The 15404-nt window shown below is 42.4% G+C and carries 12 protein-coding genes and 2 pseudogenes; 6 read left to right on the forward strand and 8 right to left on the reverse strand.

All coding sequences use genetic code 11. The features are described 5' to 3' along the window. Window positions 1–89 precede the first annotated feature (89 nt). Window positions 90–389, reverse strand: coding sequence for a hypothetical protein (locus V7K53_RS10385; protein ID WP_335197427.1), 300 nt, complete (start codon window positions 387–389; stop codon window positions 90–92). 59 nt (window positions 390–448) lie between these two features. Here V7K53_RS10385 and V7K53_RS34030 point away from each other — a divergent pair. Then, window positions 449–652: pseudogene (locus V7K53_RS34030) on the forward strand (ATP-binding protein); the annotation flags it as partial. A 51-nt stretch (window positions 653–703) separates the two neighbouring features. On the opposite strand, the gene V7K53_RS10390 reads toward V7K53_RS34030, so the two are convergent. The 4 genes from V7K53_RS10390 to V7K53_RS10405 all read right to left on the reverse strand — a co-directional run bounded on the left by V7K53_RS10390 (window position 704) and on the right by V7K53_RS10405 (window position 6776). After that, window positions 704–3295: a chloride channel protein gene (locus V7K53_RS10390; RefSeq protein ID WP_335197477.1), complete on the reverse strand. Its 2592-nt coding sequence runs from the start codon at window positions 3293–3295 to the stop codon at window positions 704–706. A gap of 511 nt (window positions 3296–3806) precedes the next feature. Then, window positions 3807–4580 carry a nucleoside phosphorylase gene (locus V7K53_RS10395; protein ID WP_335197428.1) on the reverse strand — a complete coding sequence of 258 codons (774 nt, stop codon included), beginning with the start codon at window positions 4578–4580 and terminating at the stop codon, window positions 3807–3809. A 108-nt stretch (window positions 4581–4688) separates the two neighbouring features. Continuing rightward, on the reverse strand, window positions 4689–5816 hold the full coding sequence (locus V7K53_RS10400; protein ID WP_335197429.1) for a class I SAM-dependent methyltransferase: 1128 nt from the start codon (window positions 5814–5816) through the stop codon (window positions 4689–4691). 360 nt (window positions 5817–6176) lie between these two features. Next, window positions 6177–6776, reverse strand: coding sequence for a macro domain-containing protein (locus V7K53_RS10405; RefSeq protein ID WP_335197430.1), 600 nt, complete (start codon window positions 6774–6776; stop codon window positions 6177–6179). A gap of 165 nt (window positions 6777–6941) precedes the next feature. On the opposite strand from V7K53_RS10405, the gene fusA reads away from it, so the two are divergent. From fusA to V7K53_RS10425, 4 genes are all read left to right on the forward strand, one after another. After that, window positions 6942–8945 carry an elongation factor G gene (gene fusA, locus V7K53_RS10410; protein ID WP_335197431.1) on the forward strand — a complete coding sequence of 668 codons (2004 nt, stop codon included), beginning with the start codon at window positions 6942–6944 and terminating at the stop codon, window positions 8943–8945. Between the two features lie 64 nt (window positions 8946–9009). Next, a complete protein-coding gene (locus V7K53_RS10415; protein WP_335197432.1) occupies window positions 9010–9876 on the forward strand; it encodes a GNAT family N-acetyltransferase in 867 nt (288 codons plus the stop codon). Between the two features lie 129 nt (window positions 9877–10005). Continuing rightward, the gene (locus V7K53_RS10420; RefSeq protein ID WP_335197433.1) at window positions 10006–10887 is read left to right on the forward strand and encodes a GNAT family N-acetyltransferase; all 882 of its coding nucleotides are present in this window, start codon (window positions 10006–10008) and stop codon (window positions 10885–10887) included. Window positions 10888–10948: 61 nt separating this feature from the next. Next, complete coding sequence (locus V7K53_RS10425) at window positions 10949–11758, forward strand: Uma2 family endonuclease (RefSeq protein WP_335197479.1); 810 nt, start codon at window positions 10949–10951, stop codon at window positions 11756–11758. A 13-nt stretch (window positions 11759–11771) separates the two neighbouring features. On the opposite strand, the pseudogene V7K53_RS10430 reads toward V7K53_RS10425, so the two are convergent. Next, window positions 11772–11873 (reverse strand): annotated as a pseudogene (locus V7K53_RS10430) (oxidoreductase); the annotation flags it as partial. 196 nt (window positions 11874–12069) lie between these two features. Between V7K53_RS10430 and V7K53_RS10435 the strand changes: the two are divergent. Next, entirely contained in the window at window positions 12070–12897 is an 828-nt protein-coding gene (locus V7K53_RS10435; RefSeq protein ID WP_335197434.1) for a class I SAM-dependent methyltransferase, read from the forward strand. 79 nt (window positions 12898–12976) lie between these two features. Here V7K53_RS10435 and V7K53_RS10440 read toward each other — a convergent pair whose 3' ends face one another. Together V7K53_RS10440 and V7K53_RS10445 are read right to left on the reverse strand one after the other, a co-directional pair. Further along, a complete protein-coding gene (locus V7K53_RS10440) occupies window positions 12977–14059 on the reverse strand; it encodes an aldo/keto reductase (protein WP_335197435.1) in 1083 nt (360 codons plus the stop codon). Between the two features lie 101 nt (window positions 14060–14160). Continuing rightward, a complete protein-coding gene (locus V7K53_RS10445) occupies window positions 14161–15039 on the reverse strand; it encodes a hypothetical protein (RefSeq protein ID WP_335197436.1) in 879 nt (292 codons plus the stop codon). Window positions 15040–15404 lie beyond the last annotated feature (365 nt).

Genomic DNA, 15404 nt, shown 5'->3' on the forward strand with positions numbered 1-15404 from the left:
TTTGACTGGTTGACCTTCAACCGTGACGTATTTGCTGCTCATAAAGCTAGTTTGGGCTTTATTTGGGCTTAATTTTTGTCTAAGTCCCGCTAAGAAATCAGATTTTCTGAGGGCTGAGGAATAAGCTCAAAACCAAAAGCCTGGGCTTTTTTGTGGAAATTATTAACCATTCGCTCACGATAACGCTGCTCATAATAATCCATACCAGGATCTGTATAATTTCCTCCAGTAGTCCAAAGTTTGTAAAAAAGCCGCGCAATCTTATGAGCAGTAGCAGTGATAGCTTTAGGAGAGCCAAGGCGAGAACGTAAACGACGATAAAAAGCACGACTCGGCAGAATTACTTTTTCCAGCAGTTTGTGCTGCCATACGGAAAGCGTTTGCGGCACGGTTGACTACTGGGCGAGTTTGAGAACTTTTAATCTTGCCACCAGTAATGCGACTGCCAGGGATAAAAGAGGGTAATATACCTCGAATTTTTGAGCAATTTTATACAACAGACCCCGCACGACGCCAAAGGTAGCAGTAATGGTCTAGGGTTAGCAATTCTAAGCGGATTATTGAAGCCCATCAAGGCAGTATTATCGCCGGCAGCACATCAAATCAAGGGGCAACTTTTACTATATACTTGCTGATAATTCGTAATTCGTAATTCGTAATTCGTAATTCGTAATACTTTACGGGTAGGGTTGCGCCTATGTAATTAAGTTTTAACCATGATAACTGTACAATTACTCTTGCGAGAAATATTCTCGGCAATATTTCCTTGAATCGTTTGTTGTAGTAGGCTTTCACGGCTAGCTCCCAGAACAATCACATCACTGTTATCTTGTTCGGCGCACTTCAGGACAGCATCAGAAACAGAATTGGCACGAACTGGAGTAGCCACCACTTTACCGCTAACTCGGCGTTGCAGAAAGTGAACAGATTTATCTAATAATGTTGTGTCAGGAATTGAGTTAGTAGGCTGGAAAACTTGACATAGCTTGATTTGGGGCGATGTACTTAGAGAAGAAAGAGCAGGTAATAACTTAATTGCTTGGCTGGAGTTAGGGCCGCCTGCAATTGGCAACAACCAACGGTCAAAAGATCTTTTATTATCTAATTTAGCCAACATGACATCACAACCTGCCTGTCGAATTATGGTATCCACTACTCGGCTAAAAACTCTACCAGGAGTTGATGTACTGCCTTTCCATCCCATCAGTACCAAGTCAATGTGTCGTTCTTTGACAGTCTCCAAAATTGCTCCAGCAACATTATGGGCAACTCGGATCTGGGTATGAACGGGAATCCGCGAATTCTCTCCTAAAAGTATTGCCCGTTGCAAAAGTTGAAGACTTTTGCTGATTTGTACTGGTGTTTCCGATGGGATGCGGCCAGACGGAACGATAATCACTTGTAGGCATTCTATTTCGTAATTGCGATCTTTGGCGATCGCAACTGCCATTTCTAGTAAATTCTCGGCTGTCTGGGGATGTGAAAGCGGTACTAACAATCTTCCTTTGCCTGTAGCCGGAGCGCGAGTTTGGTAAACCACATAAGAAGGTGCTGATTTACGTTCTATTTGTTCGCTATTACCACTGAGTTGCTCTGCTTCTACACGGATAATATCACTACGAGTAATAATTCCTATGAGCTTCCGATTTTCTGTAACGGGTAAGCAGCTGAGATGATAACGATTAAGTATATGCAGTACATGAGCCAGTGTAGCTGTGGGAGTTACTGTCACTGGCTCTGGTGTCATAATCTCACTAATAGTTGTATCTTTGCTTAACTGTTCTGAAGCAATATTAACTAAATCTTTCTGAGTGACAATGCCAACAACTTTACCATTCTCTAAAACCGGAAAGTTGCGATGGTGAGAGTGGGAAAATGCCTGTACTGCTTCATCAGTACTCATTTGGCTAGAGAGAGTTTCTACACGCCGTTGCATTACATCTACGGCACTGAGTTGCGCCAGAAGCCCCTCTGTGCTTGGCTCCTTGGTGATGTGAATCCCTTTCCACTCCAGTAAAAGGTCGTAGAGCGATCGATGGTCAATTTTTTCTGCTACTAAATAGGCAACCACAGAGGCAATCATTAGCGGTAGCACCAGATTGAAATCTGTTGTCATCTCAAACACAATGACAACTGCTGTAATTGGTACTTTGGAGACGGCGCTAAAAAAGGCAGCCATGCCGACATGAGCATAGACTGTTGCAGCACTCATTCCCAGTAAACTGTGTTCGACAGCACCCACTAAGTAACCAAGGGCAGCTCCCAAGACTAAGGTGGGAACTAGTAAACCCCCTGGCGCTCCAGAGCCGTAGGTAAAAATAATTAGGGTAAACTGAACTAACAGAGCGATCGCGGCAAATGACCAGTTAGTATTACCCGCAAGCAAAATTTCTCTCAACCCAGCATGATCGCGAAAGGCAGCAGGTAATAAAGCGATCGCCAAACCACTGACTAACCCAGCAATTCCAATTCGCCAGGGTAAACTCACGTGTAGTAAGCGGCGGTTAATTGCTAGACTCTCAAGGATACCTTTATTAAATAGAATGCCTAGAAATCCTGCCAGCACTCCCAAAATCAAGTAGAAAGGGATTTCCTGAGCGAAGAAAGTTGTATCGGGAAGACCTAAATTTAGATGATTTAGATCCAGGTTGTGGCTACCATAGAGCCGGGAGATGACTGAAGCGATGAAAGAAGCCAAAATCGCAGTACCAAGAGTGATACCTGACACATCTTGGAGTAATTCTTCCACTACAAAAAGCACACCTGCGATCGGTGCATTAAAAGCCGCAGCTAAACCAGCCCCGGCTCCGGCGGCGATGAGTTGGCGACGATGCTCTGGTGAAGTCGGTACCCAGTTACTAAGTTGATTTGCCAAAGCTGCCCCAATTTGGACAGTTGGCCCTTCCCGTCCCAAAGGCATTCCAGAACCCAACACTAATGTCGCGCCGATCAACTTGACCAAAGCAATCCGCAGATTTAACGGCATCGGCACACGAGCCAATACCGCTTTCACTTCAGACATCCCACTACCTGATGCTTCCGGTGCGAAGCGCTCTACTAGCCAACCAGCTAAAAGTCCCCCTACTAGTCCAATACCTGGTAGCACCAAGTAGGCAGCCCAATGGTAAGAAACACGCACTCGCAATGCGCCTGCCCAATCCACTGCCTGTCCTAACAGAACTGCCGCTAACCCAGAAACTAGACCAATCACGCAAGCTTCCACGAAAGCCAAGCGCCTAGGTCGAAGCAACTGACGGGAAAGCCTCAACCAGAGAATTTTACCCCTGGCTAACATATTTTTAGCAATCACTTGTCACCAATGAAGGTATATAAATGTCTGAAATGTCTTACCGTTCACCCTATTCATAGCTTTTCGTAAAAAAATGAAATCAGAATGAAATTTTTCTATGCCTAAAGATAGATATCTGCACTAGCAGTACAGTGCGTATAGTGTTTTATACTTAAAAAATATCGCTTTACTTTAATACAGCCAACTCTAATCATCTGCGTTTGTTTCTTTCATATCTTTATATCTTCATAAAGTCAAACCAATTGAAGAAGAATTCAGAAGTCAGAATTCAGGAGCAAAGCCGGAGACGCTCCGCCTCCGGTCAGAATCAAGACGCTCTCTACGAGACGCTGCGTGTAGCTTGTTTGCTTCCACGTTCGCGCAGCGTGCCGTAGGCAAGTGGTACGACAAAGCTCAGTGACCACCGCAGGCATCGCATAAATTGATGGGTGACAAGCATCCATCAGTCGATAACCCGCAACTTGGGTTATAAGTTGGATAAGAGAAATTTGTTAGCTTACTCAAAGCTTGCTGCTGCATTTACAGCAGTTGCGATCGCATTTTTAACAGCAACATCTCTTTGTTCTAAAATGATATTTTCACTATCAGTGCGCGAAGCAACTACACCGCAAATAGCAGCAGCCGCAAAATTGTACACTCCTGCCATTTTGAATAGTGTGCCGCATTCCATCTCGTAATTCAAGATATTTAAGCGCCGATATTCTTCTGTAATACCATGTAGCGATCGCATTAAATTTGGATTGGCTGAATCAGTGCGTTCTTGTCCTTCGTAAAAAGTATCAACTGATGCCGTAATTCCGATGTAATGTTCAACCTTTAATTCTCGTGCAGCTTTAACTAAAGCGACTGTCAGAAAAGGATCGGCCGCGGCTGGATATTCCACAGGTGCAATGTCATTTGCTGCACCTTGGCGACATAATGCTGCGCTGCTAATAACAACACTACCGACTGGTATATAAGATTGAATTGATCCGCAAGTTCCAATGCGAATAATTTGCCGGATTCCTACTTGTATCAACTCGTTGACAACAATACTCAATGAAGGCGCACCCATACCACTAGTAGCTGATAAGATGCTGCGACCATTCGGTAAATATCCCACATAGCTATTGAGTCCGCGATTTTCCGACAATAAGCGAACATCTTGGAAATAAGTTTGGGCAATTAGATGCGATCGCTCTGGATCGCCAGATAATAAGGCAATGTTAGGAGGCGATGAACCTAAATCATCTTGCCCAAAGCCAATGTGATAAAAACGTTTATTTGCCATTCAATGGTACTCACATACTTATTGCTGGCTCCTACAACTAAGGAGCCAAAAATTGCTCTCGATAGGTTGGGCGATCGCTAAATTATTAGGACTGATGCAATTAACTTGTCACGCATGAACTAATAAGTATTGACCATTACCAAGAATTTCACCATCACAACCGTCAAAATACACAATGCACAAGAGCAAATAAAGTCTCCACATCCGGCAGAAATTTCCATAGTTCATGCCATAATTTAAATCTTTGACTTTAGCTTGATTTTGTTCAAAATTCATCAACCAATTTATCAGAGTTTTTGAGTAGTTAGCACCATTTAAATACCATTGATTAATAGTTTTCAGGTCTGTATTAATCTTTGGGATGACATCATAACTCCACACCCGCATGTTTGGAAAAACATATTTATCGATAAAAGGATGGGTTATATTATCAGGTAATCTGGTTGTGATTATGTGAATTAACACCTTGCCATCATCTTTGAGGAGAGAAGCCAGTTTTTGAAATGATTTCGTTAAATTCCCTATATGTTCAAACAAGCCAATCGCCATAATTTTATCAAACTTATTCTCAAAATCAATATCATTAAAGTCCTTTTCATATAGAGTGAATCTATCTGAACTGAGGTAACTGGTAGGGTCTCGCATTTTTTTCCGAATATATTCGCATTGCCCGTGGCTCAAATTAAGAGCCGTTACTTTCACATGCGGAAACCGGGAAAGAATGTAATTTGATGCAGAACCCCAACCGCATCCCAAATCTAAGATTTCGTCTCCGTCTTCGATGCCTGCTTTTGCGATCAAATCATCGAGCATGTGCATTTGAGCTTGCTCAAGGTTAGATGCTCCTTTTTCCCATAAAGCCATTGTGTATTTGGGATATAAAAGTTCTGTCTCTTTTAACATCAGACTGAACATGTCTTCGGGTAGGTTGTATTGAACCTTCATTAGTTCGTGTGACCCTTCTGCAAGGCGATCGCTTTCTTGCAACAGCCATTCATAGGGAACTAAAAGAGAAGGAAAATGTTTGTAGCTGATTTGCATGGAGAGATTTAAAAGGGATTTAAGCAGAGTATCGGGGATTTTTAGCCCATTGATGTAAGCCTCTGCTCCTGCCATTAGGATTGCATTGAATGCAGCGATCGCTGTGCGGTTAGCTTGGTAAGCAATTCGGTTTTTGTTATTCAAATCTACTAAAAGAGTATGTCTTTGGATCTTGTCTGTAATGCTGGAAGTCATGTATACATTACCTTAGATTTTTAGTTATATTAAATTTATGACAAAACTAAATACTCGTCTTTTACAATTTCGGCCTGCGATAAATTCAAAACTCCCATAAAATCAAGGATTTATCACTCCCTGATGCTACTTAAAGTGTTAAAAGACGAGAAATTAAATTGAGAGTTAGAAAATCAATTCATGTATTAAAAATTAATATCTTTTTATGAAGTTTAATAATGACATAACGTTCCCTTAATTAATAGTGTTTATCTTCGGGTTGCAAAAATATTTAATAAATTGCATTTAAATTTTTAACACCATAGGGAACACTATATTTACCCTGGTAATGAACTCAGACTATTATCCAAAGTCCCTGCTTTACCTAAAATCTCCTCCTTCCCATATCTGAAGTTGTCTTTCAGCCGCAACTATGCAATTGAGATGCTTGGGTGGATAGAGAAAATGATCGTAAGCTAATGCCATCTGTCTAGCAGCTTCAGTATATGGCACTCGTCCTATTCCCGTACCCAATCCAGGACAGGCAATGGTATTAATTTTTTGCCTAGCGTGTTGATTATGGTGGCGAACTGCCAGCAGCATAGCCCACATTGCAATATAAGGAATATCTGTCCCAGCAATAATCATGGGAACTCGCATAGTGGGTGTATGAGCCAAAAAAGGATGTTTGTGATGGCCTGTTTCCACAATCATTGATGTTCCCACAGGCTGTTCGCCCAAATAATCCTCAAGAATGCGCTGCTGGACTCTTGCCATTAAGGAATGACCGAAAAAACGGATAATTGCCGCATCTATGCCACCATCCATCATTCCGAAAGAGTTAGCAGGGCTGACCATACAATCAAAATCTGGCAACCACTCGAAATAGTTATTCACTATTTCTACATTGGGTAAGTAATTAAAATGCTGTTCAAAGGCTGCACACAACAAACAGTCGGGAGCTACCAATATCAATTTCAAGCTTTCATTTCCTCCGCTTGAATACCTATTTTAAACGTCAGCTAGGGCAAATATCAACGGTTTTTCTGTATTATCAGCCTTGTCTTTTATTTGTAATACATTTATAATACAAAATATATCACCACTTAGTTGGTGACTGTTTGTCGCTTGAACAAAGGAAATTTTATGATTCCCCGAACACGCATCCGAAATATTGGTATCTCTGCCCACATCGACTCTGGTAAAACTACGCTGTCAGAGCGAATTCTCTTCTACACGGGCAGAATCCACGCTATTGAGGAAGTGCGGGGAGGCGGTAAGGGTGCAACGATGGATTTTATGCCAGAGGAAAAACTACATGGTATAACCATCACTTCCGCTGCTACCACCTGCCAGTGGCACGATACTCAAATTAACCTGATTGATACACCTGGACACGTAGATTTTACAATAGAAGTGGAACGCGCCCTGCGGGTATTGGATGGGGCAGTGATGGTGCTGTGTGCTGTGGCGGGTGTGCAGTCCCAGTCCATTACGGTGGATCGGCAAATGAAGCGCTACCGAGTGCCGCGTTTGGCGTTCATCAACAAAATGGATCGGACGGGAGCAGATCCATTTCGTGTAATACAAGGAATACGCGATCGCTTGCAACTAAATGCGGTATTACTCCAGCACCCTATCGGCAGTGAAGACCAATTCCAGGGAGTGATTGACCTTGTAGAAATGACTGCTGACTACTTTGAAGGTGAAAACGGCGAAAACTTCGTGAAAAAGCCAATTCCCGAATCACTTAGGGATGAAGCACAACAGGCACGGGAGAAGTTGCTAGATACTTTGTCGCTGTTCTCAGAACCGATGACCGAGATGTTACTGGCGGGTGAGGAGATTCCCAAAGAGTTAATTTGGGAAACCATCCGACAGGCAACCTTGAGCCTAGAATTCACACCTGTACTGCTGGGTTCGGCATTCAAAAATAAAGGAGTGCAAAACTTATTGAATGCAGTTGCGCTTTATCTACCATCTCCCGTGGATAGAGAAGTGGTCAAAACCGCAGAGTCGGTGAGTGTCTACCCTAACCCCGATGCTTCCTTGGTGGCATTGGCATTTAAACTCACTGTTGAATCCTTTGGGCAGTTGACCTATACCCGAATTTACTCTGGGACGCTCAAACCCGGTGATACCGTCTACAACTCCCGTACCGAACAGCGGGTGCAAATCGGTCGCTTGGTGAGAATGCACGCCAATAAGCGAGAAGAGGTAAAAGTTGCTGTTGCTGGGGATATTGTGGCTCTGTTGGGTGTGGATTGTGCTTCTGGTGATACATTCTGTTCTGGGGAACCACTGGTATCTCTAGAGAAGATGTTTGTGCCGGAACCAGTGATTACGCTGGCAATTACGCCCAAGAAGCAGGAAGATAGCGATCGCCTTTCCAAAGCACTCAATCGCTTTCAAAGAGAAGACCCCACCTTCCGGTTGAGCATCGACCCCGAATCAGGAGCAACTCTGATTTCTGGAATGGGCGAACTCCACTTGGAAATCTACCTGGAGCGCATTCAACGAGAATACAATGCCGAGGTCTACGTCGGTACTCCCGCCGTGGCGTACCGGGAAACCATTAGGCAACAAGCTACCTTTGACTATCGATTCAAAAAACAGTCAGGCGGCCCCGGTCAGTACGCTCATATTACTGGGTGGATTGAACCTACAGATGAGCCGTTTGTTTTCGAGAATCGGGTGGTTGGGGGTGCGATTCCCAAAGAATATATCCCAGCGTGCGAGAAGGGTTTCCGTGAGGCAATGCAATCAGGACAGCTGGAAGGTTATCCGGTAACTGGGGTGAAAGTCGTTTTGGATGGCGGTTCTTATCATCCAATTGACTCTTCAGAATTGGCTTTCCGGTCAGCGTCCCATCAAGCAATTGAGGGTGCGATCGCCAAAGCCAAACCTTACATACTGGAACCCATCATGCTTGTAGAGGTGGAAACGCCCCACGAGTTTATGGGAAGGATTCAGGGTGACTTATCCTCTCGTCGGGGTTTGTTGTTGGGTTCCGAGACAATGCAGGGATACACGGTGATTCGAGCCGAAGTCCCGCTGGCGCGAATGTTTGGGTATTCTACAGAATTGCGATCGCTTACTTCTGGCATGGCTACTTTTACAATGGAGTTTGCCTGCTATCGCCAGTCCTAGCATCTTGAAGTAGCTTTTAGGGACACAGTTAGGCTGTGTCCCTTTCAATTATTAGGAGGTTTTTGTGCCTATTTTGAGAATTCTGCAACCTGGAGATGAAGTATCACTGGAAGCATTTCTCTTACAACACACCGATACTTCTATGTTTTTGCGCTCTAATTGGCGAGTTGCGGGATTGCTTGACCAAGGTGCTAGATTTCAAGGAACTTATATAGCAGCCTACTTAGATGAAACTATAGTGGCAGTTGCAGCCCATTTTTGGAATGGGACGATCGTAGTCCAAGCCCCTGTACATCTGCCAGAAGTGGTACAAGCAGTTGTGGCACAATCTGGACGTGCTATTTCTGGAATTAGTGGTCCAGCAGCACAAGTTGAAGCGACAAAAAGCATTTTGGGATTTAGCAAGCGACCAACTCAGCTTGATCAGGCTGAGATATTGTTTTCTCTAGCACTGCGAGATTTACAAATACCTGAAGCTTTAACATCGGCAGAGGTGCAGTGTCGTTTGCCACATCCAGATGAGTTGGAATTACTCACTGAATGGTGTGCTGCTTTTAGTGTGGAAACTTTAGGACAAAGAGATACTCCCAGTTTAACAACAGCTAGCCGTCTCGTAATTGAAGCCCGTCAAGCTATGGCAATGCATTGGGTTTTGGTAGAAGAAGATACCCCAGTTTCTTACTCTGCTTTCAATGCCAGCCTACCTGATATTGTACAAATTGGTGGAGTTTGGACACCGCCAGGGCTGCGGGGTAAAGGCTACGCCAAAAGTGTGGTAGCAGGTTCATTGTTAAATGCGCGATCGCAAGGAGTAAAACGTGCCATCCTGTTTACAGGTGATAATAACCAAGCAGCCCAAGCTGTTTATCGAGGAATTGGCTTTTTGCCTACTGGCGAGAAGTATGGCTTAGTCTTATTTGAAGAGACTTAGGCTTGAGAAAGATAGGGTTAAACCTTGGAGATATTACGCCCTTACTATCCATTTATAATATTTCCCTTTTTCTGGATTTGCTGGAATTGATTTTGTAGTCTCTACTGAATTGATTGTAATACTTGAAGTATGAGCCAGTATCGTTTCAAACAGTCATTCTCTGACGATCCCAGCTTAAGCGATAAGCTTTTTGACTTGATGGAAGTCACATTTCCCGGAATCAGCAGTTTAGCAGAATGTGCAAGAAAACTAGGTGCATCCTGGGAAACAGCTTCAACTCCCTTTATTCGCTTTCATGATGATATAGCTATTACTCATGTGGGAGTGTTAGAAATTCCCATGCAAATTATGGGACAAAGGCTCACTGTCGGAGGAGTTCATGGAGTAGCTACCCGTGCAGAATTTCGCCGCAGAGGGTATTACCGTGAAGTGATGGAGGAAGTGCTAGGGTATTGCGATCGCGATCGCCTTTACGAAACCCTGGTATTGACGACACCACAACCGGAGTTTTACTTACCTTTTGGCTTTCGTGTTGTCAAAGAACAAATCTTCAAAGTTAAGTGTAACTCCACAGGTGGTACTGATAGCTTCAGAATACTGGATTTTACAAATACTAAAGATTACACGTTGCTACACAGACTTTTGGAAACACGCATTCCTGTCTCTAATATAGTTGGCGTAGTCAACGAAAAACCTGTGTTCTGTGTCAATGAAGGAAGTCGTCCCCTATATTATGCAGAAGATTTAGATTTAATCGCCTGTATGGAGATAGAAGATAACCGACTTCATCTTTTCGATTTAGTTACAACGCAGATATGCTCTTTGAAGAATATTCTTAGTAAGATACCTCAACCCATCGAAGAAGTGGTGATTTACTTTAGTCCAGAACTTCTCGATGTCAAAGATGTGGAAGCATTCGTCCATGCATTTGATGAAACTGTGCTGATGGTTCGTGGTAGATTTGCAGCTGAGGGTGAGAAATTTATGCTGCCTCGTTCTGCAAGGTGTTGAGTTACTCAAAAACAATTAATCATAATAGAACTGAGAGTTTCATCATCAGGATTGCTTTATGATGTATCAAACCGATCCACCGCGATCGCCAAAAGATGTATTGCCGACCATGTACGATCTTCCCAGTGAAGATCCAGAGGAGCCTGGTTTGCCCGATCAGTTTCATTTATTACAACCTCGTCTTTTAGACGAAACCTTTCGTCCCCCGAATTATCCAAGCGACGAGATATTTGTTGCTAGCGATCTGAATCTTTATTATGACCCGCGCCATCCACTGTGGCATAAGCGACCAGATTGGTTTGCCGTTTTAGGTGTTTCCCGACTCTATGAACAAAAAGATTTACGTTTAAGTTATGTCCTTTGGCAAGAGGGAGTTCAGCCTTTTATTGTAGTTGAATTACTGTCTCCAGGTACTGAAAAGGAAGACTTGGGGCAGACATTGCGGGATATTAAGCAACCACCAGGAAAATGGGAAGTATATGAACAGATTCTGCGTGTGCCTTATTATGTAGTATTTGATCGCTATAAATATGAGTTAAGAGTATTTAAGTTAGACGGTGGTCGTTATGCTGAGATAGCACTGTCAGAGTCACGCTTCTGGATACCAGAACTAGAATTAGGCTTGGGTGTGTGGCATGGACGCTATCAAGATGTAGAACAGCCCTGGTTGCGGTGGTATGATTGGACAGGCTGCTGGGTATTGACTTCTACAGAACAAGAAAGTCAACGGGCTGAACAAGAAAGTCAACGGGCCGAACAGGAAAGTCAACGGGCCGAACAGGAAAGTCAACGAGCTGAACAAGAAAGACAACGAGCCGAACGTTTGATTGCACAATTGCGATCGCTAGGCGTTGAACCCGATTTAGATTAGCTTTTTGCCTGACTTATAGCCCTGCAAACCACTCATAGCCCCGATCTTCCCAATATCTTTTTTTAGTAAGTAACAAATTGCTGACGAATGTAATTTGAGTTACCCACTTGCTTTGTTAGTCTCATTTGTTGATGGATGCCCTGAAAAATATACCGTAAAAACACGATGTATTGTGTCTCTACTGTGTAGTTTACATAAATCCAGAGATTATCGGTATGAGGTATTTTAAGACTGTGGAAGGGGCGATCGCTGTTAAGCTGTTAAATTGAGGTTAGACAACTACTGTGTGAGCAACCGAACCGTATTGATTTATGACTAACAATGTTAATACTGAAAAGCTAAACACAATTTATGAGTATATTCGAGTTGCTCATGGCGGTGGTGCTTACGAAAAGCTAGACGAAAGTTTGCAGCCGCGCCCGCCGGAAATGCTTTATGATTTTGTTGAAAGACTCAATCTTGTTTCTGGCTCTACCGTGCTTGATGTCGGTTGCGGATATGGAAATAACACTTGTGATTTGGCACGGCGATTTAACTTTCAAGTTAAAGGCATTGACATTGTTGATGACCACCTAGAATTTGCGCAAAATGCTGCACTTAAGCAAGGTTTAGCCGAGCAAGTCAGTTTCATCAAAGGAAGTCTAGAGAATATCCCTTTTGAAGATGCAACCTTTGACTTGATTTGGTGTCGTGACGTACTAGAGCAGGTGCAAAACGTGCGGCAATTTGCTAGAGAGTGCGATCGCGTTCTTAAGCCTAACGGGAACATGGTCATCTACACAATATTTGCCACCGAACTTATGGAACCCAAAGAGGCAGCACGCCTATACAAAACTCTGGGGGTTGTACCTGAAAGTATGTCTGCTTCTTCTGTTGAAGAGTGTTTTCAAGATGCCGGATTGCAAATCTTGACAAAAGAGGTAATCGGCAGCGAGTTGATGCAATACTACGAAGAACGTGACGGACGCGCTACAAAAGAACTCATGCGCTTGGCACGAATGATACTGGCCAAAGAAAAGTTTTTGTCCCAGTTAGGACAGACAAATTATGAAGTCACATCGGCGTTGTACCATTGGGCTATTTATCAATTGATTGGCAAGTTAAGTTCGACTATTTATACCTTGAGAAAAACCGTTTAAGTAAGTTGGCACAAGAAAATCAAACTATTTTTAGAGCCTATTCTGGAAGTGGAAATTTAGTGGTGTTAACAGATATTTGTTACATAACCGGATAGTATCCTTTGGGTTTCAAGCTGACGGGTTTACCACCATGAATCATCGCTTGAATTTTGGGGTTGAAGAAAGTATATGGAAATTGAGGTTCAGGACGGCTAACGATCTCAAGGCGATCGCTCAGTTCCTTGGGAATTTCAAAATCCAACGCTTTGAGATTGTCCTCTAGTTGAGCTAGCTTCGTGGCTCCGACAATCACACTGGCAATGCCAGGTCGGTTAGCTATCCAATTAAGTACAACCTGAGCCATGCTCTGACCCAATTCTTTAGCTACACTTTCAAGTTGGGCAATGATTTGCCAGTTTCGCTCTGTCATTTTCAGTGATGCCGGACTGTTACTATTTCGCATTGTCTCTAGCCGTCCTGAACCTGTGAAGCTACCTTCATTTGGTTGATACTTTCCACTGAGAAGACCTCTAGCTAGAGGACTCCAGACCATAATACCCATGCCAAGTTCCAATCCCAGTGGAACGAACTCGCGTTCAATGTTTCGCTCAACTAGCGAGTACTCAAGCTGTAACGTACTAAGCGGCTCATAACCTCGGCACTGGGCAAGTGTCTGCGATCGTGCTGCATACCAAGCAGGTGTATCACTCAACCCTACATGACGAACTTTGCCCGATCTGACTAAATCATCAAGGGTTCGGATCACCTCTTCGGCGGGGGTGAGTCGATCCCAGGTGTGGAGAAGGTAGAGGTCGATAAAGTCGGTTCCGAGACGTTGCAGCGATCCCTCTACGGCTCGAAGGATATTTTTGCGTCCATTACCGCCAGCGTTGGGGTTGCCAGGTTCGGCGTTGTAGCTGAACTTAGTAGCAATGACAACGCGATCGCGAAGTCTGCGTTTTGCAACAAATTTGCCAATCCATCTCTCACTTGTACCATTGGTATACAAGTCTGCTGTGTCAATGAAATTGCCACCTGCATCAATATAAGTATTGAACAGTTGATGCGCTATATCCTCGTCGGCTCCCCAACCCCATTCAGTGCCGAAGGTCATGCTACCTAATGCCAGGCGGCTAACTCGTAGACCTGAGCCTCCTAGTGTGTAATATGTATCGAGAGACATGAGAGTTAATCCTAGAAGTGTTAAAGGTTAAAAAAGTTAACAAAAAAGCCATCCCAAATTTGATATTTTTTTGAGTAGCAAAAATAGTGATATGACTATCATCAATCTTTATGAGCATAATCGGTTTCATTTAACAATCTAATCTCTGTTATGGCTCCACTTTTTTCAACTTTCATAATATCTACAACTTTTCTTTGATTTAAGTCAAATTTTAAAACATGACCATCATTGATTGTATTTCTATCTCCACCCACACCAATAAAGGCAAAATTTTTGGTCATGGCAAGACCTCTAGCAAAACCAGGAAAGTTTAGTTCAAATTGTTCGCCATCACTAGTATTTAGAGAGTTTTCATATGTTGAAATTGTGTATATTTTTTCATCTATAATACCTATGTTATGCGGGTATTTAGAAAAAATTAAGGTTTTTATATATTTTTTAGTTTCCAATTCATAACATTTTAATTCACTTCCATTTAAATCACTTCCTTTTCCACAATAGGAGCAATACATTATTCCTTTATTTATCCTAACACTATTCAAATGTTTTTGATCGAGTTCAAAATAATTGGGAACTTCTACATCTACATCCTCGAATTTTCTCATTTCAATAATATTATAATGTTCCTGCTCAAGATTATCTAAATTAATTATGGACAACAAATCTTTTGAAGTTTGACATACATACAATTTTCTGTCTTGTACTAGTATTTGATGTGTATTGACTGAGAAATTAAGAGCAAACTTTCCTAAATAATTGTACTGGTAATCAAACATTCCCAATACAGAGTTTGAAATTACATATATTATTTTTTCGTCAAAGCTTATCCCGAATGGTCTAAGAATTGGTCTTCCCTTATTCAGAGAGGATAAGTCGTACATTTCTTGAGGTGCCTGAACTTTTTTTATAATCTCACCTTTAGATAAATTGTAGACATAAAAGGCATGTTCATTATTATTAATAGCTATTAAGGCAATCATATTACAGTTTTTAATTGTTTAGTAATTAGTTTTAGAGCCTATCCTATATCATTAGGTTAGGGTTAGTCATTTCCGCTATCTTTGGACTGTTTGGTTGAATTTTAAAACCTGCTCTGAGGGTGAGCAAGTAGCAGATATATTAATTAATACCATAAATTGGATCGTGTAGCAAAGTTGTAAATAACGAATTTCTATAATTAACATCGATTAAAAAAATAATTTAAATAATTTTAACAATGAGTGCTGATAAAAATCCCCGATCTTTATTCCCCACTTTTCCGAAGGAATGTATAATTTTATCATACACCTCCGCCGGAAAGGGTTCAGCTACATAAATAAAGTTGTTTCCGCAGACTAAACACTAT

The organism is Nostoc sp. (assembly GCF_036917355.1).
In the GTDB taxonomy this organism is placed as follows: Bacteria; Cyanobacteriota; Cyanobacteriia; order Cyanobacteriales; family Nostocaceae; genus Nostoc.